The organism is Microbacterium sp. oral taxon 186 str. F0373 (assembly GCF_000411455.1).
Classification (GTDB): domain Bacteria; phylum Actinomycetota; class Actinomycetes; order Actinomycetales; family Microbacteriaceae; genus Microbacterium.
This window is the reverse complement of record NZ_KE150458.1, coordinates 992,493-1,013,564: the sequence shown is the minus strand read 5'-3', so window position 1 is coordinate 1,013,564 and position 21,072 is coordinate 992,493. Positions and strand designations below refer to the sequence as shown.

The following is a 21,072-nucleotide window of genomic DNA, read 5'->3' as shown; positions in this document are numbered from 1 at the left end:
GGATGATGCGGTGAAGCTCGAGCGTGCGATCGACGCGTACCTGCGTCACATCACGATCGAGCGCGGCCTTTCGGAGCATACGATCGCGGCGTACCGGCGCGATCTCGGAGGCTATGGTGAGTGGCTCGCCGCCGCCGGCGTCGAGGACACATCCGACATCACCCCGGCTGTCGTCGCGCAGTTCGCCGCCGAGCGCGCCGCCGCCGATCCGCCGCCGGCGGCGACGTCTCTGGCGCGGTTGCAATCGTCGGTGCGCGGCTTGCACCGCTTCCTGGTGCGGGAGGGGATCGAGGTCTCCGACGCGAGCGATCGTCTGACCCCGCCGAAGACGCCCCAACGCCTTCCGAAGGCGTTGACGATCGATCAGATCGCGGCGCTTCTGGATGCCGCCGGCCCCGCGCCCGGCATCGCCACCGAGACCGACGCGATCCGCCTTCGCGACCGCGCTCTGCTCGAACTGCTCTACGCCACCGGCGCGCGCGTCTCGGAGCTGATGCAGCTCGACGTCGACGACATCGCGGGCGACACCGAACTGCTGCGCGTGCGCGGAAAGGGGCAGAAGGAGCGCATCGTCCCGGTCGGCTCGTACGCCCGCGCCGCCGTCGACGCCTATCTGGCCCGTTCTCGCCCGGAGCTCTCACGTCGCGGGCACGCGAGCCCGCGCCTGTTCCTCGGCGCTCGCGGGGCGCCGCTGTCGCGCCAGGGCGCGTGGCTGATCATCCAGGCGGCGGCCGAACGCGCCGGCCTGCAGGCGCACGTGTCGCCGCACACCTTCCGGCACTCGTTCGCGACGCACCTCCTCCAGGGCGGGGCCGATGTGCGCGTCGTACAGGAGCTGCTCGGTCACGCCTCCGTCGCGACGACGCAGATCTACACGCACGTGACCGTCGACGCCCTGCGTGACGTGTACCTCACGTCGCACCCGCGGGCGCGCTGACTCGCCCACGGCCGCAATCGGGCCATGTCGGCGGGATAAATCCGGCGCATCCAGACCGCACGGCGACCCGCGGCGAGAGACGATGGCGCCATGACCGCTGCGCCTTCTCCCCTCGCGACCGCTCCCGCGGCGCCTCGCCTCCACCGTCCGCGGCGGGGCCTGGCGATCTGGTGGATCGTCGCCGGAGCACTCGGCGGTATCGTCGCGTTCCTGCTGTACCTCGAGTACATCGGCCAGTTGACGGGCGGGACGCCGCTCATCAGCTGCAGCATCAGCCCGATCGTGACGTGCGGCCCGAACCTGCTGTCACCGGGGGGCAACCTGCTGGGATTCAGCAACGCGATCATCGGCATCATGCTGTTCTTCGGGCCCATCTATGCGGGCGTCTCGGCACTGGCCGCCCCCGCGGGGCTGCGCACCTGGTTCTGGCGGGTCTATGCGATCTTCGTCGCGGGCGCGTTCGTGTTCGTGCACGTGCTCGCGTACCGCAGCGTCTTCGAGTACGGGTCGCTCTGCCCCTGGTGCATGGTGATCTGGCTCGTGACGATCCCGCTGTTCTGGACGGTGCTGGGCTGGACTCTCGCCGACGGCGTCTGGGGCGGCGCGGACGGCGCGCGGCGCATGGGCGCCGTGGTGCTGTCGTGGCTGCCCCTGGTCGTCGTGCTGGACTACCTCGTGATCGCGGTGGCGGCCCAGCTGCGGCTGGACGTCATCGGCAGCCTCATCTGAGCCTCGGCGGCGTCCGGATCTTTCACGGCCGGAGCGCCGCCGCGGGAAGGGGAGGTCCGACCACAATGGCGGCATGGATGCCGCGCGCCGCCCGACCCGACGAGGGCTCTTCGGTCGGCGCGCCGAGGGAGCGCCCGTCACCCGCGTTGCCGAGGCGAGGTCCGCGGGCCGTCCGGGTTTCGACTATCTGGACAGCGACGAGGTCTACCTCGACTCCGCCTGCCAGACGCTGCGACCCCAGCCCGTGATCGACGCCGTCCAGGACTACTACCTGCACCTCTACGCCTGCGGCGGGCGTGTGCGCTACGACGCGGGGCGGCGGGTGGATGCCGAGGTGGCACGGGTGCGAGAACGGGCGCTCGCCGCCGTGGGAGTGACATCCCGCCACTACTCGTGCGCCTTCACGCTGAACACCACCTACGGACTCAACCTGCTGCTGTCGGCGCTGCCTGCCGGGCGCTTCGCCCGCATCGTCACCACCGTCACCGAGCACAACGCGGTCTTCCTCTCGACGATCGCGGCCGCGCGGCGTGCCGGCATCCCTCGCATCGTCGTGGAGCGGGACGACGACGCACGCGTGCTCGTCGATGCGGAGACGATGCGCGACGCGGTCGTGGTCGTGTCGGCGATGGACAACGTGATCGGTGCGGTGACGCCGGACCTCCGCGAACTCATCACCAGCGTGCACCGCGTCGGCGGCATCGTGATCGTCGACGCCGCGCAGGCAGCCGGTCACGCCCTGGAGTCTCTGCGCGGTCTCGACGCCGACGCGATCTGCTTCTCGGCGCACAAGATGTACGGACCGTCGCTCGGCGTCGTCGTCGCCACCCGTGAGCTGCTGCTCTCGCTCGAACCCGTCATGGTCGGCGGCGGCCAAGTGAGTGCCGTGACCGCCGACGACTTCGCACTGCTGCCCGATCCGCACACCCGGCTCGAACCGGGTCTGCAGGCATGGGCGGAGATCATCGGCTTCGGCGCCGCCCTGGAGTGGCTCGGCGATTTCCGCAGCGGCGCGGGAGAGACGCTCGCCGCCCACGAGGCGCGGCTCGGTGCCCGGTTGCACGCGGGGCTCGCCGCGCTCCCGCGCCTGCAGATGATCGGTGACGCGTCGCCCGTGATCTCGGTGCTGCCCGAGCGCGTCGACGGGCACCGGCTCGCCGCCTTCCTCGCACGCGCCGGCATCGCCGTCCGCAGCGGCGCGTTCTGCGCGCACTACTGGATTCTGGAGCGCCGCGGCCTCGGCCCGCTCGTGCGCTTCAGCGTGGGCGCCCACAACACCGACGCGGACATCGACCGCACCCTCGAGGTCATGACCGCGATGATGAAGGGACTGTGACGTGGTCTGCATCGTCGCGTTCATCGTCGTGCTCGTGCTCTCTGCCGTGTCGGCGAAGTATCGCAAGCTCCTCGGGAAGGCGTGGGGGTGCGCGTGGCGCCGGGTGACGCTGCGACCGTGCGACACGACCTTCCGCGACGACGTCAAGAACTCGCTCCTGGCGCCCCTGGCGGTGCGCGCGCCACGCCTCGTGCGGCCGGCCAGCATCGCGATCGAGGTTCTCGCCTGGCTCATGGTGCTGAGCCTCATCGTCAGCCTCTATCTCGTCGGGCGCAGCGGCCTGAACCTCCTCGTCTACGGCACGTGCGACAAGCAGAACGCGCAGGCCTGCTCCCTCGCCGCGCAGGCGTGCTCGATCGACGCCATCCAGCCCGGGTTCTGGGAGGCGATCGGAGAGGGCGACGTGTTCGGCGCCTTCGGCCGCGAGTTCGCGTCGGTGGGCGACACGATCGCGACGGTCCCCAGTCGACTGCGCACCTGGGATGCCGCGGACTTCGCCCCCGCCGACGCCACCTACCTCGGCGGGTACACCGCCGGGCGTCCCACGGCGCTGGAGGTGCTCGATCCCGGCTGCCACTACTGCGCGCAGCTGTTCCGCAACATGCGCGAGGCCGGCTTCGATCAGACGCACAATGTGACCTACCTCGCCTATCCGATCCGCGCCGGCGTCGGCGACAAGTTCGCCAACTCGCAGCTGATCGCCACCTACCTCACCGCGATCCGTGCGTTCGAGGCCGAGCGCGCGCCGGCCGGCTCGACGAACGCCGCCGCCGAGACCGGTGACTGGTTCATCCTCGAGCAGCTGTTCACGACGCAGGCGGCCGACGGCACCACGACCCAGGAGTGGATGAACGCCGCGAGCGCCGCCGATGCCACCCTGCGTCTGCAGCAGTGGCTGAGCGACGACGGCTACACCGCGGACGACGTCGCGCGGATCGTCGAGCTCACCGGGTCACCGGAGGTCGCGGCATCCCTCCAGCATGCGCGCGAGGTCGTCGAGAACGAGATCCGCACCGTGTCGATCCCGTCGTTGATCGGCGGCGGGCGGCTGCACACCGGACTCGTGGACGTCGACACCCTGCGGGGCCTCGGCTGAGCCGCCGCCACCCTGTGCGAGAATCGAGGGGCACGGCGGCGCAGGTCCGCCAGGCCCTGGGAAGGGCATCAGCGAGCAGGAGTGTCGGTGGCGGATAAGACGCGGGGGACGAAGAAGGCCCTCTCGGAGGACGTTCCGATGGGACCCACCGGTCGGCCTTATCACGGCTTCCCGACCCCGCCGACGCTGTCCGCGCACGGCCCCGCACGCATCATCGCCCTCTGCAACCAGAAGGGCGGCGTCGGCAAGACGACCACCACCATCAACCTCGCCGCCTCGCTCGCCCAGTACGGGCGCCGAGTGCTCGCGATCGACTTCGATCCGCAGGGCGCCCTGTCGGCGGGCCTCGGCATCCAGACCCACGACATCCCGACGATCTACGACCTGCTGCTGGACACCAAGCGCGACCCGCACGAAACGATCGTGCACACTTCGGTGGACGGGCTGGATGTCATCCCGGCCAACATCGACCTGTCGGCGGCGGAGGTGCACCTCGTCAACGAGGTCGCCCGCGAGACGATCCTCGCGCGCGTGCTGCGCAAGGTCGCGGGGGAGTACGACGTCATCCTCATCGACTGCCAGCCGTCGCTGGGACTGCTCACGGTCAACGCCCTCACGGCGAGCCACGGTGTGCTCATCCCGCTGGAGTGCGAGTTCTTCGCCCTGCGCGGCGTCGCGCTGCTCATCGAGACGATCGACAAGGTGCGCGACCGGCTCAACCCGGCGATCGAGCTGGACGGTGTGCTCGCGACGATGTACGACCCGCGGACGCTCCACTCGCGCGAGGTGCTCGAGCGGGTCGTGGAAGCGTTCGGCGACGATGTCCTGGAGACGGTGATCGGGCGCACGGTGAAGTTCCCGGACGCGTCGGTGTCGGGCGTTCCCATCACCACGTTCGCCCCGGAGCACGCCGCCGCCCAGGCCTACCTGCGCCTCGCGCGGGAGCTGGTGGCTCGTGGCGCCGTCGCCTGAGGACCCCGAGGTCATCACCGCGGAGACTCCGACCGCCCCGGAGGGGGAGCCGACCGGGTTCCGGGTCTCACTGGGTAACTTCGACGGTCCGTTCGATCTGCTGCTGACGCTGCTCGGCAAGCACGAGCTGGACATCACCGAGATCTCGCTCAGCAAAGTCACCGACGAGTTCATCTCGTACCTGAAGGGCCTCGAATCCGACGACGAGCTCGACCAGGCATCCGAGTTCCTCGTCGTCGCCGCGACCCTGCTGGACATGAAGGTCGCGGGCCTGCTGCCGCAGGGCGAGCTCGTGGATGCCGAGTCCGTCGCCCTGCTGGAGGCGCGCGACCTGCTGTTCGCGCGGCTGCTGCAGTATCGGGCGTTCAAAGAGGTGTCGGCCTGGTTCGAGCGGAGCCTGCGTCGCGAAGACCGGCGGCACGTGCGTGCGGTGCACCTCGACGAGAAGTACCGTCGTGCCGTTCCGGAGCTCGTCTGGACGCTGTCCAAGGAGGACTTCGCGGCCCTCGCGATGCTCGCCTTCGCACCCAAGGAGATTCCGCACGTCGGACTCGACCACCTCCACGCGCCGCTCGTGTCCATCCGCGAGCAGGCCGCGATCGTCGTGACGCTGCTGCGCGACGCGGGAACCCTCAACTTCCGGGAGCTCGTCGTCGGGGTCGCACAGACCGGTGTTGTCGTCGCCCGCTTCCTCGCGGTGCTCGAGCTCTACCGCCACGCCGCCCTCTCGTTCGAGCAGCTCGAGCCGCTCGGCGAGCTCACCCTGCGTTGGACCGCCGAGCGGTGGTCCGAAGAGAACCTCGCCACCCTGGGAGCCGACTATGACCACTGAGACCGACACCGACGACGCCCCACCGGTGCGCTCGCAGGAGCCCGCCGACGTCGCCCGCCGCATCGAGGCCATTCTGCTGATCGTCGACGAGCCGCAGAGCCTCGTCGCCCTCGCCGCCGCCGTCGGCGCTCCGGTGCCGGCCGTGCGTCAGGCCGTCGAGGGACTCGTCGCCGACTACGACGGCGAGACGGGCGGCCCTCGCCGCGGCTTCGAGCTTCGCGAGGTGGGTGGCGGCTGGCGGCTCTACGTGCGCGATGAGCACGACGACCTCATCGCCGAGTACGTCGGAGGACAGGCCCCGTCGCGCCTGTCACAGGCGGCGCTGGAAACGCTCGCGGTGATCGCGTACAAGCAGCCGGTGACCCGCAGTCAGGTCGCCTCGATCCGCGCCGTGAACGTCGACTCGGTGGTGCGCACGCTGCTTGCGCGCGGTTTCATCACCGAGCTGTTCACCGACCCCGAGACCGGGGCGATCAACTACGGCACGACCGATGCGCTGCTGGTGAACCTGGGCATCAACTCCCTCGACGAGCTGCCGCACATCTCGCCGCTGCTCGACGACGGCTCGGACGGTTTCGACGCGGAGGTGCTGCGATGACGAACACAGCGGATGCCGAGGGCGTGCGCCTGCAGAAGGTGCTCGCCAACGCGGGGGTGGCCTCGCGCCGCGTCTGCGAGCAGTACATCGTCGAAGGCCGCATCCGGGTGAACGGAGAGGTCGTCACCGAGCTCGGGCGCCGCATCGACCCGGCATCCGACCTCGTCGACGTGGACGGCACGGCGATCCAACTCGACACCACCAAGCGCTACGTCATGCTCAACAAGCCGACCGGCGTCGTCTCGTCGATGAAGGACGAGCAGGGCCGCCCCGACCTGCGCCGTTTCACGAAGGACTGGGACGAGCGGCTCTACAACGTCGGCCGGCTGGATGCCGAGACCTCGGGACTGCTCGTGCTGACCAACGACGGCGAGCTCGCCCATGTACTGGCGCACCCCTCGTTCGGGGTGACGAAGGTCTACATCGCGAAGGTCACCGGTCGCGTGACGGCCCAGACGATCGCGCAGCTGACGGCGGGCGTCGACCTGGAGGACGGACCCATCGCCGCCGACAAGGCGCGCCTGCTTGACACCTCCGGCGGCACCTCGCTGGTCGAGCTCACGCTGCACTCCGGGCGCAACCGCATCGTCCGGCGCATGATGGCGGCCGTGGGCCACCCCGTCGTCGACCTCGTGCGGCGTCAGTTCGGGCCGCTGCACCTGGGAACCCTCCCGGCGGGGCGGGCCCGCGAGTTGACTACAGTGGAACGCGGCGCGCTGCTCACCGTGGCGCGCCAGGCGGCGCCCACGCCGCCCGGGGACAGCTGAGGCGGAAGAACAGTGACCGAACAGGCCGTTGCCGATGCACGCGCGCGTGCGGCTCGCACCTCCGGCACGGTCCGGATCGTCGGTGCCGGGCTGCTCGGTGCCAGCATCGGCCATGCGTTGCGCGCGATCGGCGTCGACGTCGCGCTCGCCGACGCGTCGCCCGCGCAGCTGCGTCTGGCGATCGACTACGGTGCCGGCCGCGCCGCGCGTGACGGTGACCGCCCGCTGCTCGTGGTCGTCGCCGTCCCGCCGGACGTCGTCGCCGACGTCGTCGAGCGCGAACTGGCCGCGTTCCCGGATGCCGTCGTCACCGATGTCGCGAGCGTGAAGCTCGATCCGCTCCGCGAACTGCGCCGACGCGGCGTCGACCTCACGCACTACATCGGCTCGCATCCGATGGCCGGGCGCGAGCGCGGCGGGGCCATCTCGGCGCGCGCCGACATCTTCGTGGGCCGCCCCTGGGTCGTGTGCCGCGACGAGGAGACCCCGGCATCCGATCTCGCACTCGTCGAAGGGCTCGCGCTCGACCTCGGCGCGACGCCCATCGAGATGACGCCCGACGAGCACGACCGCGCGGTCGCGCTCGTGTCGCACGTGCCGCAGCTGGTGGCGTCGCTGCTCGCGGGCCGGTTCGTCGACGCGCCCGACGGCTCGCTGCGGCTGGCCGGACAGGGCGTGCGCGACACGACCCGTATCGCGGCCTCCGCGCCGGAGCTGTGGGTGCAGATTCTCGGTGCGAACTCCGCCCCCGTCGTCGACGTGCTCGACGCTCTCTCCGACGACCTGCGTGCCGTCGCGGACGCCCTGCGCGCCCCCGAGGCCCCCGGCGCGCGCCGCGCCGTCGCCGACACCATCCGCCGCGGCAACGACGGTGTGGAGCGCCTGCCCGGCAAGCACGGGCAGAACCGCCGGTACGAGAGCCTCGTCGTCATGGTCGACGACACGCCGGGTCAGCTGGGCCGCCTGTTCGGCGAGCTCGGGGAGCTGGGGGTCAACGTCGAAGACCTGCGCCTGGAGCATTCGCCCGGTGCGCAGTTCGGTCTGGCCGAGATCAGTGTCGACCCGACGATCCTCCGTCACGCCGAGGACGGCCTGACGGCGCGCGGCTGGAAGATCGCGAGCCTGCCCTCATGACCGTCACGATCGCCATCGACGGGCCCGCGGGCTCGGGCAAGTCCAGCGTGTCCAAGCAGGTGGCGCGCGCCCTCGGCTACGGCTACCTCGACACCGGCGCCGCCTACCGAGCCCTCGCATGGCACGTGCTGGCGCGGGGCGCCGGTGCCGCGTCCGACACGGCGGACGAGGCGGTCGTGGTGGCCGCGGCATCCGACTTCCCCTACGCCATCTCGCTCGACCCCGACGACTACTGGGTGCGGGTGGGGGAGACCGACGTCACCGCCGCGATCCGCGAGCCGCGGGTGACCGCCGCCGTCAGCGGCGTCGCCCGCGTTCCCGCCGTGCGTGCGCAGGTCAACGAGCTGTTCCGCCGGCTCGTCCGCAACTCGGGCCGGCCCGGGGTCGTCGTGGAAGGCCGCGACATCACCACCGTTGTCGCCCCCGACGCGCCGGTGCGGATCCTCCTCACCGCCGCACCCGAGGTGCGCGCCGCCCGGCGCAGCGCCGAGCTGTCCGGCGAGGATGCCGATGCCGTCGCCGCGGCACTTCACCGCCGGGATGCCGCCGACAGCACCGTCGTCGACTTCCTCACCGCCGCCGACGGCGTCACGGTCGTCGATTCGACCGAACTCGATTTCGCTCAGACCGTGGAGGCCGTCCTCGACGTGATCTCTGCGACTGACCCCACCCCACAGGAGAACCACGATGGCCGCTGAAGACGAGTACGAGGCCGGTCCCGACCAGATCGAGGAGAAGCTCGCGAACCTCGACGAGGAACTCGCGGAACAGCGGGCGGCGGCGCTGCGCGCCTCGCTCGCCGATTACGACCTGGACGATGAGGACGACGACCTGCTCGCGGGCTTCACCGCCGGCGGCGAGGTCGTCGAGATGCTGCCCGCGCTGCCCGTCGTTGCGATCGTCGGACGGCCGAACGTCGGCAAGTCGGCGCTCGTGAACCGCATCCTCGGCCGCCGCGAAGCGGTCGTCGAAGACACCCCGGGCGTGACGCGGGACCGCGTCACCTACAAGGCCGAGTGGATGGACCGCCGTTTCTCGCTCGTCGACACCGGCGGGTGGGAGCCCGACGCCCGCGGCATCGACCGCTCCGTCGCCGCGCAGGCAGAGGTCGCCATCGACCTCTGCGACGTCGTGCTGTTCGTCGTCGACGCCATGGTCGGCGCCACCGCGACCGACGAGGCCGTCGTGAAGCTGCTGCGCACGACCAAGAAGCCCGTCTTCCTCGTCGCCAACAAGATCGACGACGCCCGCCAGGAGCCCGAGGCTGCGGCGCTGTGGAACCTGGGCCTGGGCGAGCCGCACCCCGTGTCGGCCATTCACGGTCGCGGGGTCGCCGACCTGCTCGACGAGGTCATGAAGGTACTCCCGGAGGTCTCGGCCGTCGCCAAGGGCGAGCTCGGCGGCCCGCGTCGCGTCGCGATCCTCGGCCGCCCGAACGTCGGCAAGTCCTCGCTGCTGAACAAGGCCGCCGGTGAGGAGCGCGTCGTCGTCAACGAGCTCGCCGGCACCACCCGCGACCCGGTGGACGAGATCGTCGAGCTCGGCGGCAAGCTGTGGCGCTTCGTCGACACCGCCGGCATCCGCCGCCGTGTGCACCTGCAGCAGGGCGCCGACTTCTACGCGTCGCTTCGCACCTCCGCCGCGCTCGAGAAGGCCGAAGTGGCCGTCGTCGTGCTCGACGTCTCGCAGTCGATCAGCGTGCAGGACCTCAACATCATCGACCTGGTGCTCGAGTCGGGCCGTGCGCTCGTGCTCGCCTTCAACAAGTGGGACCGCCTGAACGACGACGACATGGAGAACTCCGACCGGCGCCGCTACCTCGAGCGCGAGATCGAGCAGGACCTCGCACACGTCGCGTGGGCTCCGCGCGTGAACATCTCCGCGCGCACCGGTCGTCACCTCGACAAGCTCGTCCCGGCGCTGGAGACGGCGCTGGAGTCGTGGGATCAGCGCATTCCGACCGGAAAGTTCAACGCGTTCCTCGCCGAGCTCATCGCGGAGCACCCGCATCCGCTGCGCGGAGGCAAGCAGCCGCGCATCCTGTTCGGCACGCAGGCGGGCACCCGTCCGCCGACCTTCGTGCTGTTCACGACCGGATTCCTCGACCCGGGTTACCGTCGGTTCATCCAGCGGCGCCTGCGCGAGATCTTCGGCTTCGAAGGTACGCCGATCGTCGTCAACATGCGGGTGCGCGAGCGTCGCCAGCGCTGAGTCCCGCTGTCGGGGCGTCGGGGCGTCGCGGCGTTTCGACCCGCTGCGCTGGCTCGACGACCGGTGGGGTGTGGCTTCCCGGTCGTCGAGCGTGTGGCGCAGCCGCGAGTCGACGCGTGTTCTGCTGAACTGCAAGGGTTTTTGGGCGACACGCGGTGGTGTCGGTGGATGCCGCGGCGTGTTGTGCGGCATCCCTTGCAGTTGGGGCGCCTAGGTGTACCCGGTCAGGACGTTGGTGCGGTTCGGCTTATCGGTGGGGTTCCGATGGCTGAGTGGATGCGTCGAGTGTTGTATCGCTCGATGAACGGCGCAAGTGCCGCGGCCCGGGCAGCGTTGGTTTCGAAGGGTTGCCGGTAGGCCCACTCGGTCTGCAGCGTCCGGTTGAAGCGTTCGACTTTGCCGTTCTGCCAGGGGCAGTGCGGACGGATGAACTTCTGCCGGATGCCTCGTTCAGCACAGACCTGCCGCAGTGAGAATCGGTATGCCCAGGCGTTGTCGGTGATCAGCTGCTCGATGCGGGCGATGCCGTGCTCGGCGAAGTACTCGATCGCGCGTTCCAGGAATCCCGCGCAGGTCGGACCCTTCTCGTCCGGGAGGATCTCGGAGTAGGCGAGCCGGGAATGGTCATCGACGAGGGAGTGGACGTAGTCGAACCCGACCGGCGTGTCCCGGTGCCGGTCGGCGACGGCGCGGCCGAGGGAGCGCCAACCGCCGCCGTCGGGGATGCGGCCGAGCTTCTTCACATCCATGTGGACCAGTTCGCCTGGGCGGTCGCGTTCGTATCGGACCGCGGTCGTCTTCGATGCTCGGATCACCTCGCCGGTCATCGGGTCGAGCCGGGACAGGTGCGGCTGACCGCGACGAGCCAGGACCCGTGACGCGGTCCGCGGCGATACTCCGACCGCTGCCGCGAGCTCGTCACGGCCCCAGCGTTGCTCCCGCCGCAACCGGAGCAGTTCAATCTCGACGCGTTCCGGGGTACGTGACGGCGACGACACCGGTCGAGACGACCGGTCGTTCAATCCGGCGACGCCCTCGGATCGATGTCGAGCGATCCAACGCTGCACGCAGCGACGGGAGACACCCATCGCGGCAGCGATATGCGCATGTTTCCAGCCTGCAGCAGCACGCTCAACGATCAGCAACCGACCCCGCGGAGTCAGCCGAGCATTACGGTGGGGCACGAGAACCTCCGGTTTGTGAAGACGTCAGACATCTCCACTCAGCCGGAGGTTCTCCCCATCCACAAGCCCCAACCAGCCACCAACGTCCTGACCCGGTACACCTAGGGCGCCTTTGAGGGAGGGCGTTTCGACTCGTTGAGCGAGCGGCGCAGCCGCGAGTCGAAACGCGCCCCCTCAGCGGACGACCAGCGACCGGAACCGTTCCACCGGCAGGTCATCCAAGCGGAGCGCCGGTGCCTCGGCATCCGCAACACGGGGGAGCGGCTGACGCGTTCCCGTTTCGCGGAACCGCTGCACGGCCCACGTGTCGACGCCCGCGTCGGCGAGACGGCATCCGAGCTCGCGGAGTGCCGCGTCGTCGATCGCCGCCGGGTGCACGGTCGTGCGCACCTCGTAGTCGAGCGGGTGATCCGACCCCGCGCGCAGCAGCCGGTTGCCGAGCACGAGCTCCAACGATCGCCACGCATGGGCTCCACTGGGAGCGCGCCCGGTGACGTTGGCGTAGTCGTCGGGCGTGGCTTTGATGTCCAGGCCCACCCAGTCGACGAACGGCAGCGCCTGAGCCAGCAGCCCCGGATAGGCGCCCGCCGTGTGCAGGCCCACGCGGAAGCCGAGCGAGCGCACCATCTGCATCGCCGGAACGAGTGCGTGCTGCAGCGTGGGCTCGCCGCCGGAGAACACGACGCCGTCGAGCAGCCCCATCCGGTCGCACAGCAGATCGGTCACGTCCGACCACGTCACCGTCCCTTCGGCGCGCGGGTCGATGAGCGCGGGGTTGTGGCAGTAGAAGCAGTTCCACGGGCATCCCTGCAGGAACACCGTCGCGGTCATCGTGTCGGGCCAGTCGACCGTGGAGAACGGCGTGACCCCCGCGATGTTCAGTTCACAGGCTGCAGCGGTGCGGACCATGTTGCCTCCTCGGCGGGAAGGACGGTGGAGAAGTACTCCCGCTCCTCAGCTTCGCCCTTCTTGCCGACATTGAAGCTGGCGATCGGCCGGAAGTAACCCATCACGCGCGTCCACACCTCGCAGGCGGCGCCACAATCGGGGCACTGGTCGTGGTGACCCGAGCGATAGCCGTGCGCGGGGCAGATCGAGAACGTGGGCGTGATGGTGATGTAGGGCAGGCGGAAGCGTGAGAGCGAGCGCCGGACGAGCTCGCGGCAGGCCTCGGCCGACGGCATCGCCTCGCCCATGTAGAGGTGCAGCACGGTGCCGCCGGTGTACTTGGCCTGCAGCGGCTCCTGCATCTGCATCGCCAGGAACGGATCGGTCGTGTAGCCGACCGGCAGCTGCGACGAGTTCGTGTAGTACGGGTTGTTCGCGGTGCCGGCGTGACGGATGCCGGGAAGGCGTGCGATGTCCTCCTTCGCGAACCGGTAGGTCGTTCCTTCGGCCGGTGTCGCCTCGAGGTTGAACATGTGCCCGGTCTGCTCCTGGAACTCCACCATCCGGGCGCGGACGTGATCGAGCAGGCGGGTCGCGAGCGCTGCTCCCGCAGGCGTCGTGATGTCGTCGGCGTCGCGCGTGAAGTTGCGCACGTACTCGTTGAGGCCGTTGACGCCGATCGTGGAGAAGTGGTTGTCGAGGGTGCCGAGGTAGCGCTGCGTGTACGGGAACAGGCCGCCGTCGAGGTGGTGGCCGATGACGGCGCGCTTGGCGACGAGAGTGTCGCGGGCGATCTGGAGCAGTTCGTCGAGGCGTGCGATGACGGCGTCCTCGTCGCCGGAGTGCACGAAGCCGAGGCGTGCGCAATTGATGGTCACGACGCCGATCGAGCCGGTCTGCTCTGCTGAGCCGAACAGGCCGTTGCCGCGCTTGAGCAGCTCGGTGAGGTCGAGCTGCAGACGGCAGCACATCGAGCGGATCATGTGCGGGTCGAGGTCGGAGTTCACGAAGTTCTGGAAGTACGGCAGGCCGTACTTCGCCGTCATCGCGAACAGGGCGTCGGTGTTAGGGCCGTGCCAGTCGAAGTACTTCGTGATGTTGTAGGTCGGGATGGGGAACGTGAAGGCGCGTCCGTCCTGGTCGCCGCCGGTCATCACGTCGATGAAGGCGCGGTTGATCACGGCCATCTCCTCGGCGAGGTCGCCGTAGGCGAAGGCCTGCACCTGTCCGCCGACGAGGGGATGCTGATCGGCGAGGTCGTCGGGGCACACCCAGTCGAAGGTGAGGTTGGTGAACGGGGTCTGTGTGCCCCAGCGCGACGGCACGTTGAGATTGAAGATGAACTCCTGCATCGCCTGGCGCACCTCGGCGTAGGTCAGGTCGTCGAGGCGTACGTAAGGTGCGAGGTAGGTGTCGAACGAGCTGAACGCCTGCGCGCCGGCCCACTCGTTCTGCAGCGTCCCCAGGAAGTTGACGAGCTGACCGAGGGCGCTGGAGAAGTGTCGCGGAGGAGCCGACGCGATCTTTCCGGGCACCCCGTTGAAGCCCTGTTCGAGCACCATCCGCAGGGACCAGCCGGCGCAGTAGCCCGCGAACACGTCGAGGTCGTGGATGTGCAGGTCTCCCTCGCGATGGGCGGTGCCCGCCTCGGGCGCGTACACCTCGTCGAGCCAGTAGTTGGCGATGAGCTTTCCCGCGGCGTTCAGGATCATCCCGCCCAGCGAATACCCCTGGTTCGCGTTCGCGTTGACCCGCCAGTCGGCGCGTGCGAGGTACTCGTCGATGGTCTCGGCGACGGAGACGGAACGGGGGGAGGTCATGATGAGCCTGCCTTCGATATGTGGTGGGGTGGGCTTGGTCTGACCACAATATGTGGGGGTGCGGGGTGCTGTCGTCCCTAGATATGCGCGTGTCGCGGAGTCATGCGCCGTGCAAAACCGCGCCTCGCGGCTCTCGCTCGCATCGCGGTGTGACAGGCTGGGCGAGTGACGATCGTGCCTCCCGCTCCCGGAGAGCCGCGCCGCCCGGATGGGCCGCGCGATCCCGGTGATGCGTGGGTGATCGCAGACGACGGCACGAAGTACTGGGGCCGTTTCGGCGCGGCAGGTCTCCTCGCGTTCGACCCCGATCGCGGGGTGCTGCTGCAGCATCGCGTGGCGTGGAGCCACTTCGGCGACACCTGGGGTCTGCCCGGCGGGGCGCGTCACGAGAACGAGTCGGCGGGCGAGGCCGCGCTGCGGGAATCGGCGGAGGAGGCGGGCGTGCCGGCATCCGCTGTCCGGCCCCGGCTGATCAGCCTGTACGACGTCGGCGTCTGGAGCTACGCGACCGTCGTCGCGGATGTCGTCGAGCCGTTCGAAGCGGTCATCAGCGATCCGGAGAGCCGTGAGTTGGCGTGGGTGCCGGTGGATGCCGTCGACTCGTATCCGCTGCATCCCGGCTTCGCCGCGTCGTGGCCGCTGCTGCGGTCGCTGCTGGCGGTGCGGCCCGCGGTCGTCGTGGATGCCGCGAACGTCGTGGGGCCGGTGCCCGACGGGTGGTGGAAGGACCGCGCGGGCGCAACGGCGCGGCTGCTCGAACGGCTGCGCAGCCTTGCCGAGGACGGACTGGATGCCGGTCGGTTGGGCCTCCCCGCTGACGTGTGGTTCCCGGAGGTCTGCGTGGTGGTGGAGGGGCAGGCTCGTGCCGTCGACGATGTCGCCGAGCTCGTTGTCGTGCGTGCGGCGGGCGAAGGCGACGACACGATCGTCGACGAGACGACGATGCTCATCGAAGCCGGTCGGTCGGTGACGGTCGTGACGAGCGATCGCGCGCTGCGTGAACGGGTGACGGCTTTGGGTGCCGCGACCCACGGCCCGTCGTGGCTGTCGGCCGAGTAGGTCCTCGGTCAGTCGGCGGTGTCGGGAGTGGGATCGTCGCGTCCGCGCAGCCGATCGATGTCGCGGCGCTCGCGTTTGGTGGGTCTTCCCGCGCCGCGATCGCGGACGGCGAGCAGGGCGACGGGCTCCCGCGGCGGGGTGCGGTCTTCGGCGGCGACGGAGGCGATCGGCGCTCCGACACGTTTGGTGAGCAGTTGTCGGACGACCAGCATCCGGTCGAAGCCGGCGATGCGTACGCGGATCTCATCGCCGATACGCACGGGTTGTGAGGCTTTCGCCTTCTCTCCGCCGATGCGCACGTGGCCGGCGCGGCATGCCGTGGTTGCGGCGGAACGGGTCTTGTAGACGCGCACGGCCCACAGCCAGCTGTCGATGCGGACGGACGGCTCGCTCATCCCTCGATTCTGCCGTGTCGATCTGGTGCCCAGTCACGCCACCGTGAGCGAGACGATCGGTCGTGTGGGGCCGGGTCTGGCCACCTCGACGAACCCCGCGTCGACGAAGCTCGAGAGAGCGCCGTGGAAGAGCTCGTTCGACGACGTCTTTCGCGCGCTGGCGTCGACCGGGTAGCCCTCGATGACGCGCGCACCGTGGGTACGGGCGTGGTCGACGGCGGCGTCCAGGAGCTGACCGGCGAGCCCCTCGCCGCGGAACTCCTTACGCACCACGAAGCACGTGATCGCCCAGACGGACTCGTCGTCGAACGGCTCTGGCGATTGCTGGAAAGCGCGCGTGGCGGCCAGACGCGGCTGATCCGGTCGCGGTGACACCTTGACCCACCCGGCGGCGACGCCGTCGAGGTACGCGATGAGCGCGGAGGCCGGGGAAGCGGCGAGGTCGCCCCGCAGCAATTCGCGACGCTCGTCGGTGGTGGCGGCCTGGAAGTCCTTGTTGCGCAGCATCCACCACTGGCACCAGCACGAGGCGCCGTCGCCTCCGCCGGTGAGAGCGTGCTCCGCGTCGGCGAAGCGATCGACGGATGCCGGGACGATCTCGATCTGGCTCATGGCCAGACCGTACTCCAGACCTGCGACACGCGTTCGCGAGCACCCCGCGGAACCGGTAGGATAGGGGAGTTGTCCGCGAGCGGACAGCAGACCGGGATGTGGCGCAGCTTGGTAGCGCACTTGACTGGGGGTCAAGGGGTCGCAGGTTCAAATCCTGTCATCCCGACAGAGAAAGCCCCGGTAGATCTGAGGATCTGCCGGGGCTCTGTCTTTGCCCGAAACAGGGTGGGACTCCGGAAGGACTCCGGCTTTCCGCAAGTGTCAGCCAGAATGACGCCATGCCGAATCGCTACGACGACGATCTGTCAATGCTCCAGGAAACCAACCTCATCCAGGAGTCCGATTCTGCGAAGCACCTAGCCGCCTACGGGGTGCGAACGTTGCGAACGGCGGCTTTCATTGAGACGACGCGCGACCCGATCATGACGATGCTCTCCATCGGCGTAGAGAAGCTCCTCAAACTGTCTCTGGGATTGCTTCATGTCGAGGCGCAGCGGGTATGGATACCGGCGCGAGTTTTGAAGAACGAGTACCGCCACGATCTCATCAAGATGGAAGAACTACTCCGCGATGCCATTCGTCAGAATGCGGTCCGTGCCACACACCGCTACTGGGTCGACGAAGCTCTCGCGGCGCTAGACAACGATCCCGTGTGGCCCTTTGTCGTGGCTGCGCTGAACCGGTACGGACAAGAAGGTCGCTTCTTTCATCTCGACGCGCTGGCCGACAACCCGCAGCGGGAGGAGAGCCCGCAGGTGTTCTGGGATGCCGCAGAGGCGGCAGCGCTCGACAGTGATCCCGAGCTGAAGGATCTTTGGCAACGAATGCTGCAGGACTACTCGCTCTCGGACGAGTTCTACCGACGACTGAACGAGCGGATAGCTGACAGCCTCCAGAGATGGCTTGACCTTGTCTCAATGGCATCAATTCAAGGGGTGCTTGGTGAGCGCGGCAAAGCGTGGGGCCACGACATCAAGAATGTAGGCAGGCAGATTCTCGAGGACTAGTCGCTGCTTCTGCCAGGATGTGCCTGTGGCGAAGAACGACCTGAACCAGCGCATCCTCGACATCGCGGCTGCGACGGAGGCAGAGGCGCAACGAGCGGCAGACGCGGGTGATCTGGCAGAGGCAAAGCGTGTCCTCTCGGCGGGTGTCCGCGACCTGCGCGACTACAAGCGCGAGCTCACCGAGGCTGAGCGTTCTATTCGTGAGCAGTTCCAGGACGCGAAGCTGGCGAATCGACAGTCCGGCCAGACAGTCGGAATGTTCATGGGTAGCAAAACCCGCGCAGCAATGGCACGTGGGCGAGCGGCTCAGGGGCGCAAGCTGGCGGGCAACCAGGCCAGCGCCTTGCAGCCCTACGCTCAGGCAAAGATGAACGTAGACCGTGCCATCGCAACCATCGACCGAGCCAAGGCCGACGTCGCCGACGAGGCTGCGAGGCTGCGTGAAGGCAAGTCTGTGCCGTCGGCCTCAACGGCACAAGAGGCCGAGGTCGCCTCTCATCCATCGCCGCCTCCGAGCGCTCCGCCGCCGCCCCCGCCTCCGGTCCCGGCTCAATGGGCAACCGACCCGCATGGTCGACACCAGCACCGCTGGTGGGACGGCGCGCGCTGGACCGAACACGTCTCCAACGATGGTGTCGTGACGGCTGATCCGATCTAGATCGGCAGGGTCAGAAGGGGTCGGGTGCGGCCGGGTCCGCGGGTGGCCAGTCCTGTCCATGCTCGGTGTAGAACGGCTCCAAGGCACGACGAGCGAGGACGCCCCCGCCGACCTGGTCGTTGGTGTGGAATATGTCGGCAAGCTCTGACCACTGCTCAGGAGTCAGCGTGTTGATCGTGGCTATCCGGCTCGCGGTGGATCCGGCATCCATGTAGTTTCCAGCCGTCCTAAGCGCAGCCAGCAGGCCGCTCACGATCTGATCGGAGAACTCCGGAATCCGGCTCACCCACTCCAGGATGAGACCCGCAACTTGCCGATGATTCATTGCGGTGCCCTGCGGCCATTGAGTCCGGCTGATGAATCCAGCCGGATCCGAGGGATACCGGACGACGTAGCGCGGGACTCCTCTACCTAGCGCCCATCCAACTTCTTGTTGGCACCACGCGCTCGGCAGGAACTCGGGATGGATCACGGCGACGAATGCTTGCATCGATCGCAAAGCCACTTCAATTTGGTCCTGCCAGGGCTGTTCAACTTCCATCGTGTCGTGAGCGACGAAAGCGTGGATGCCGGACACCGCCAGTTCATCGGCCACTTGCCCAATGAACTTCTTGTGCACCGCGGAGTGGGAGACGAACAGGCGCACATACCCAGGCTTCCAAAGCGACGAGTCGACGGTCTCAATCTGACTCTGAACTGCTTCAGGCTCGACGCCTGTGACTAGCGAGAACATCTCCAACAGGTCGGCATCGCCTAGGTCTTTGATGCTGTCCGCGAATGTGAACTCGCCCTCGTTGTCGTAGGGACTTAGCGCGGAGCATCCGTATTCGGTCAGCAACATATTGGTGCGTTGGAATGTCCAGTCCCGATCCTCATTGATCACGTCGACCATCTGGCTCTTCAGTGCGAACCTGTCGCGACGGTTGAGTGGCATGCGCCGATCATATTGTGAGCGGCTTACCCTCTGATGGCGGCCACTGGCGCGGGTGTCGTGCTCTGCTGCGCGAGGAACGCAGAGAACGCCGCACGCTTGGCGCTGTGGTCGCGCTTGCGCAGGTGTGCGTAGACCTTGTTCGTGACGGCTTCAGACTCGTGGCCCATCGCCACCGAAAGTTCGTACATCGAGAGCTGTCCCGACTCCAGCGCGAGCGTGGCGAAGGTGTGGCGTAGCTCGTGAAAGACCAGCCCGGTCAGTCCTGCCCGGGATCATCACTGAGCTCTCTCTTTTTGCGATTCCCCTTAGTTTTTTGGCTTTCGTTCTGATGATGGTCCGGGAAGTCTTGACGGGGCGGAGTGCTCGCGCGGCCTCGTCACCGTCGGCTGGTACCAGCGCGTGATGTGGGCGGTGGTTGTCGTTTCGTGGGCGTGATTCTTTGTCGGCTCTTCGCAGTTGAGGGTGTAGCCCGGGACCGCCGGCTGGTTCGCGGATGGGCGTCGAGGTCTTCCAGGATGGAAGTTCTCACGCTCACCATCCGCCGGAAGACCTCGACTTGCACCACCCTACGTTCGCGACCCCTGACCTGACCACGTTCTGCCGTCTTGACGAGCTCGGCCTTCAAGCCGTCGGGCAGCTGCTCGAGCCTGATCGGGCGGTGCTGGAGTGCCGCGTCGTCGAGGACGACCCGTGGTGTCGGAAGTGCGGCGCGGAGGGCGTGCCGCGTGACACGGTGACGCGGCCGCTGGCGCATGAGCCGTTCGGGCATCGGCCGACGACGCTGCTGGTCCGGGTGCGCCGCTACCGGTGCACGCACTGCCGCCGGACCTGGCGGCAGGACACGTCGAAGGCGGCGGCGCCGAGGGCGAAGATCTCCCGCGGCGGGATCGGGTGGGCACTCACGGCGATCGTGGTCGACCACCTCACCGTCTCCCGCGCCGCAGCAGGGCTCGGGGTGTCGTGGCATACCGCGAACACCGCGATCATCGCCGAAGGCAAGCGTCGCCTGATCGACGACCCGGCGAGGTTCGACGGGGTCACCACGATCGGTGTCGACGAGCACGTCTGGCGTCACACACGGTTTGGCGAGAAGTACGTGACCGTGATCATCGACCTCACCCCCGCGAGGAACAAGACGGGCCCGGCCAGGCTGCTGGACATGGTCGAGGGCCGCTCGAAGCAGGTGTTCAAGGAGTGGCTCGCCGCCCGGCCTGCGGAGTGGTCGAGCCGGATCGAGGTGGTCGCGATGGACGGGTTCTCCGGGTTCAAGACCGCCGCGGCCGAAGAGCTCCCCGACGCGGTCCCGGTGATGGACCCGTTCCATGTCGTCCGTCTCGCGGGCGACGCGCTGGACCGCTGCCGGCAGAGGGTTCAGCAGGACACTCTCGGGCACCGCGGTCACGCCGGCGACCCGCTCTACGGGGTCCGCCGCACCCTCCACACCGGCGCGAGCTTCCTCACCGAGAAGCAGACCGCGCGGCTCGACGCGGTGTTCGCCGCCGAGGAGCACGTCGAGGTCGAAGCGACCTGGGGCATCTACCAGCGCATCGTCGCCGCCTACCGCGAACCCGACAAGAACAAGGCGAAGGAGATGATGCGGGCGGTGATTGACTCTGTCAGCAACGGCGTTCCCGCGCTGCTCAAAGAGGTCCGTCGCCTCGGCCGCACGCTGAAGCAGCGCGCCGCGGACATCCTCGCGTTCTTCGACCGCCCCGGAACGAGCAACGGCCCAACGGAGGCCATCAACGGCCGGCTCGAGCACCTTCGCGGCTCCGCCCTCGGCTTCCGCAACCTCACCCACTACATCGCGAGATCACTGCTCGAAGCCGGAGGCTTCAGACCCGCGCTACACCCCTAATTCCGAAGAGCCTCTTTGTCTTCGTGATCTTCGGACCGTTGGGTC

At 68.6% G+C, this 21,072-nt stretch carries 22 protein-coding genes and 1 tRNA gene; 16 read left to right on the top strand and 7 right to left on the bottom strand.

The genetic code is table 11. The features are described from left to right. Window positions 1-10: 10 nt before the first annotated feature. From xerD to der, 11 genes are all read left to right on the top strand, one after another. On the top strand, window positions 11-937 hold the full coding sequence (gene xerD, locus HMPREF1529_RS15045) for a site-specific tyrosine recombinase XerD (protein WP_016465408.1): 927 nt from the start codon (window positions 11-13) through the stop codon (window positions 935-937). 90 nt (window positions 938-1,027) lie between these two features. Then, a complete protein-coding gene (locus HMPREF1529_RS15040; RefSeq protein ID WP_005055175.1) occupies window positions 1,028-1,666 on the top strand; it encodes a vitamin K epoxide reductase family protein in 639 nt (212 codons plus the stop codon). Window positions 1,667-1,739: 73 nt separating this feature from the next. Then, entirely contained in the window at window positions 1,740-3,002 is a 1,263-nt protein-coding gene (locus tag HMPREF1529_RS15035) for an aminotransferase class V-fold PLP-dependent enzyme (protein ID WP_005055173.1), read from the top strand. Window position 3,003: 1 nt separating this feature from the next. Further along, window positions 3,004-4,098, top strand: a complete 1,095-nt coding sequence (locus HMPREF1529_RS15030; RefSeq protein WP_005055169.1) for a hypothetical protein — start codon at window positions 3,004-3,006, stop codon at window positions 4,096-4,098. A gap of 138 nt (window positions 4,099-4,236) precedes the next feature. Further along, window positions 4,237-5,070 carry a ParA family protein gene (locus tag HMPREF1529_RS15025; protein ID WP_051120874.1) on the top strand — a complete coding sequence of 278 codons (834 nt, stop codon included), beginning with the start codon at window positions 4,237-4,239 and terminating at the stop codon, window positions 5,068-5,070. Continuing rightward, on the top strand, window positions 5,054-5,902 hold the full coding sequence (locus HMPREF1529_RS15020; protein ID WP_005055166.1) for a segregation and condensation protein A: 849 nt from the start codon (window positions 5,054-5,056) through the stop codon (window positions 5,900-5,902). Before HMPREF1529_RS15025 ends, HMPREF1529_RS15020 begins: the two co-directional genes overlap by 17 nt. Continuing rightward, window positions 5,892-6,500 (top strand): SMC-Scp complex subunit ScpB, encoded by a 609-nt coding sequence (gene scpB / locus HMPREF1529_RS15015; RefSeq protein ID WP_016465407.1) that lies wholly within the window; start codon window positions 5,892-5,894, stop codon window positions 6,498-6,500. Before HMPREF1529_RS15020 ends, scpB begins: the two co-directional genes overlap by 11 nt. Further along, window positions 6,497-7,267 carry a pseudouridine synthase gene (locus tag HMPREF1529_RS15010; RefSeq protein ID WP_005055162.1) on the top strand — a complete coding sequence of 257 codons (771 nt, stop codon included), beginning with the start codon at window positions 6,497-6,499 and terminating at the stop codon, window positions 7,265-7,267. Before scpB ends, HMPREF1529_RS15010 begins: the two co-directional genes overlap by 4 nt. Window positions 7,268-7,279: 12 nt before the next feature. Further along, complete coding sequence (locus tag HMPREF1529_RS15005; RefSeq protein ID WP_005055160.1) at window positions 7,280-8,401, top strand: prephenate dehydrogenase; 1,122 nt, start codon at window positions 7,280-7,282, stop codon at window positions 8,399-8,401. Then, window positions 8,398-9,099 carry a (d)CMP kinase gene (gene cmk / locus HMPREF1529_RS15000; protein WP_005055158.1) on the top strand — a complete coding sequence of 234 codons (702 nt, stop codon included), beginning with the start codon at window positions 8,398-8,400 and terminating at the stop codon, window positions 9,097-9,099. The genes HMPREF1529_RS15005 and cmk overlap by 4 nt, the downstream gene beginning before the upstream one ends. Continuing rightward, window positions 9,089-10,612, top strand: coding sequence for a ribosome biogenesis GTPase Der (der, locus tag HMPREF1529_RS14995; protein ID WP_005055156.1), 1,524 nt, complete (start codon window positions 9,089-9,091; stop codon window positions 10,610-10,612). The genes cmk and der overlap by 11 nt, the downstream gene beginning before the upstream one ends. Window positions 10,613-10,836: 224 nt before the next feature. Here the strand turns inward: der and HMPREF1529_RS15765 are convergent, their stop codons facing one another. The 3 genes from HMPREF1529_RS15765 to HMPREF1529_RS14975 form a co-directional block, all read right to left on the bottom strand. Further along, window positions 10,837-11,796, bottom strand: a complete 960-nt coding sequence (locus HMPREF1529_RS15765; protein ID WP_084675221.1) for an IS481 family transposase — start codon at window positions 11,794-11,796, stop codon at window positions 10,837-10,839. A gap of 174 nt (window positions 11,797-11,970) precedes the next feature. Beyond that, on the bottom strand, window positions 11,971-12,705 hold the full coding sequence (locus tag HMPREF1529_RS14980; RefSeq protein WP_016465406.1) for an anaerobic ribonucleoside-triphosphate reductase activating protein: 735 nt from the start codon (window positions 12,703-12,705) through the stop codon (window positions 11,971-11,973). Then, window positions 12,675-14,504, bottom strand: a complete 1,830-nt coding sequence (locus tag HMPREF1529_RS14975) for a ribonucleoside triphosphate reductase (RefSeq protein WP_016465405.1) — start codon at window positions 14,502-14,504, stop codon at window positions 12,675-12,677. Before HMPREF1529_RS14975 ends, HMPREF1529_RS14980 begins: the two co-directional genes overlap by 31 nt. Window positions 14,505-14,669: 165 nt before the next feature. Here HMPREF1529_RS14975 and HMPREF1529_RS14970 point away from each other — a divergent pair, with 165 nt between their 5' ends. After that, window positions 14,670-15,563 (top strand): NUDIX hydrolase, encoded by an 894-nt coding sequence (locus HMPREF1529_RS14970; RefSeq protein ID WP_016465404.1) that lies wholly within the window; start codon window positions 14,670-14,672, stop codon window positions 15,561-15,563. Window positions 15,564-15,571: 8 nt separating this feature from the next. On the opposite strand, the gene HMPREF1529_RS14965 is transcribed toward HMPREF1529_RS14970, so the two are convergent. Both HMPREF1529_RS14965 and HMPREF1529_RS14960 read right to left on the bottom strand, forming a co-directional pair. Beyond that, window positions 15,572-15,958 (bottom strand): RNA-binding S4 domain-containing protein, encoded by a 387-nt coding sequence (locus tag HMPREF1529_RS14965; RefSeq protein WP_016465403.1) that lies wholly within the window; start codon window positions 15,956-15,958, stop codon window positions 15,572-15,574. A 33-nt stretch (window positions 15,959-15,991) separates the two neighbouring features. Next, window positions 15,992-16,570, bottom strand: a complete 579-nt coding sequence (locus HMPREF1529_RS14960) for a GNAT family N-acetyltransferase (RefSeq protein WP_016465402.1) — start codon at window positions 16,568-16,570, stop codon at window positions 15,992-15,994. A 92-nt stretch (window positions 16,571-16,662) separates the two neighbouring features. On the opposite strand from HMPREF1529_RS14960, the gene HMPREF1529_RS14955 reads away from it, so the two are divergent. From HMPREF1529_RS14955 to HMPREF1529_RS15995, 3 genes are all read left to right on the top strand, one after another. Beyond that, window positions 16,663-16,736 (top strand) — tRNA-Pro (locus HMPREF1529_RS14955). Between the two features lie 112 nt (window positions 16,737-16,848). After that, window positions 16,849-17,577 (top strand): hypothetical protein, encoded by a 729-nt coding sequence (locus HMPREF1529_RS14950; protein ID WP_016465401.1) that lies wholly within the window; start codon window positions 16,849-16,851, stop codon window positions 17,575-17,577. 25 nt (window positions 17,578-17,602) lie between these two features. Continuing rightward, window positions 17,603-18,235, top strand: a complete 633-nt coding sequence (locus HMPREF1529_RS15995; protein WP_016465400.1) for a DUF2510 domain-containing protein — start codon at window positions 17,603-17,605, stop codon at window positions 18,233-18,235. Window positions 18,236-18,245: 10 nt separating this feature from the next. Here HMPREF1529_RS15995 and HMPREF1529_RS15455 read toward each other — a convergent pair whose 3' ends face one another. After that, window positions 18,246-19,169, bottom strand: coding sequence for a toll/interleukin-1 receptor domain-containing protein (locus tag HMPREF1529_RS15455; protein ID WP_016465399.1), 924 nt, complete (start codon window positions 19,167-19,169; stop codon window positions 18,246-18,248). A gap of 23 nt (window positions 19,170-19,192) precedes the next feature. Continuing rightward, window positions 19,193-19,429, bottom strand: coding sequence for a tyrosine-type recombinase/integrase (locus HMPREF1529_RS15755; RefSeq protein WP_084675261.1), 237 nt, complete (start codon window positions 19,427-19,429; stop codon window positions 19,193-19,195). A 296-nt stretch (window positions 19,430-19,725) separates the two neighbouring features. On the opposite strand from HMPREF1529_RS15755, the gene HMPREF1529_RS14935 reads away from it, so the two are divergent. Then, window positions 19,726-21,027, top strand: a complete 1,302-nt coding sequence (locus tag HMPREF1529_RS14935; protein ID WP_016463282.1) for an ISL3 family transposase — start codon at window positions 19,726-19,728, stop codon at window positions 21,025-21,027. Window positions 21,028-21,072: the final 45 nt, after the last annotated feature.

Excerpts from the sequence above, each read along its gene's own strand:
- HMPREF1529_RS15040 (WP_005055175.1), top strand. The coding sequence starts at position 1,028 with ATGACCGCTGCGCCTTCTCCCCTCGCGACCGCTCCCGCGGCGCCTCGC.
- HMPREF1529_RS15035 (WP_005055173.1), top strand. The coding sequence starts at position 1,740 with ATGGATGCCGCGCGCCGCCCGACCCGACGAGGGCTCTTCGGTCGGCGC.
- HMPREF1529_RS15025 (WP_051120874.1), top strand. The coding sequence starts at position 4,237 with ATGGGACCCACCGGTCGGCCTTATCACGGCTTCCCGACCCCGCCGACG.
- scpB (WP_016465407.1), top strand. The coding sequence starts at position 5,892 with ATGACCACTGAGACCGACACCGACGACGCCCCACCGGTGCGCTCGCAG.
- HMPREF1529_RS15010 (WP_005055162.1), top strand. The coding sequence starts at position 6,497 with ATGACGAACACAGCGGATGCCGAGGGCGTGCGCCTGCAGAAGGTGCTC.
- cmk (WP_005055158.1), top strand. The coding sequence starts at position 8,398 with ATGACCGTCACGATCGCCATCGACGGGCCCGCGGGCTCGGGCAAGTCC.
- der (WP_005055156.1), top strand. The coding sequence starts at position 9,089 with ATGGCCGCTGAAGACGAGTACGAGGCCGGTCCCGACCAGATCGAGGAG.
- HMPREF1529_RS14980 (WP_016465406.1), bottom strand. The coding sequence starts at position 12,705 with ATGGTCCGCACCGCTGCAGCCTGTGAACTGAACATCGCGGGGGTCACG.
- HMPREF1529_RS14975 (WP_016465405.1), bottom strand. The coding sequence starts at position 14,504 with ATGACCTCCCCCCGTTCCGTCTCCGTCGCCGAGACCATCGACGAGTAC.
- HMPREF1529_RS14965 (WP_016465403.1), bottom strand. The coding sequence starts at position 15,958 with ATGAGCGAGCCGTCCGTCCGCATCGACAGCTGGCTGTGGGCCGTGCGC.
- HMPREF1529_RS14960 (WP_016465402.1), bottom strand. The coding sequence starts at position 16,570 with ATGAGCCAGATCGAGATCGTCCCGGCATCCGTCGATCGCTTCGCCGAC.
- HMPREF1529_RS14950 (WP_016465401.1), top strand. The coding sequence starts at position 16,849 with ATGCCGAATCGCTACGACGACGATCTGTCAATGCTCCAGGAAACCAAC.
- HMPREF1529_RS15455 (WP_016465399.1), bottom strand. The coding sequence starts at position 19,169 with ATGCCACTCAACCGTCGCGACAGGTTCGCACTGAAGAGCCAGATGGTC.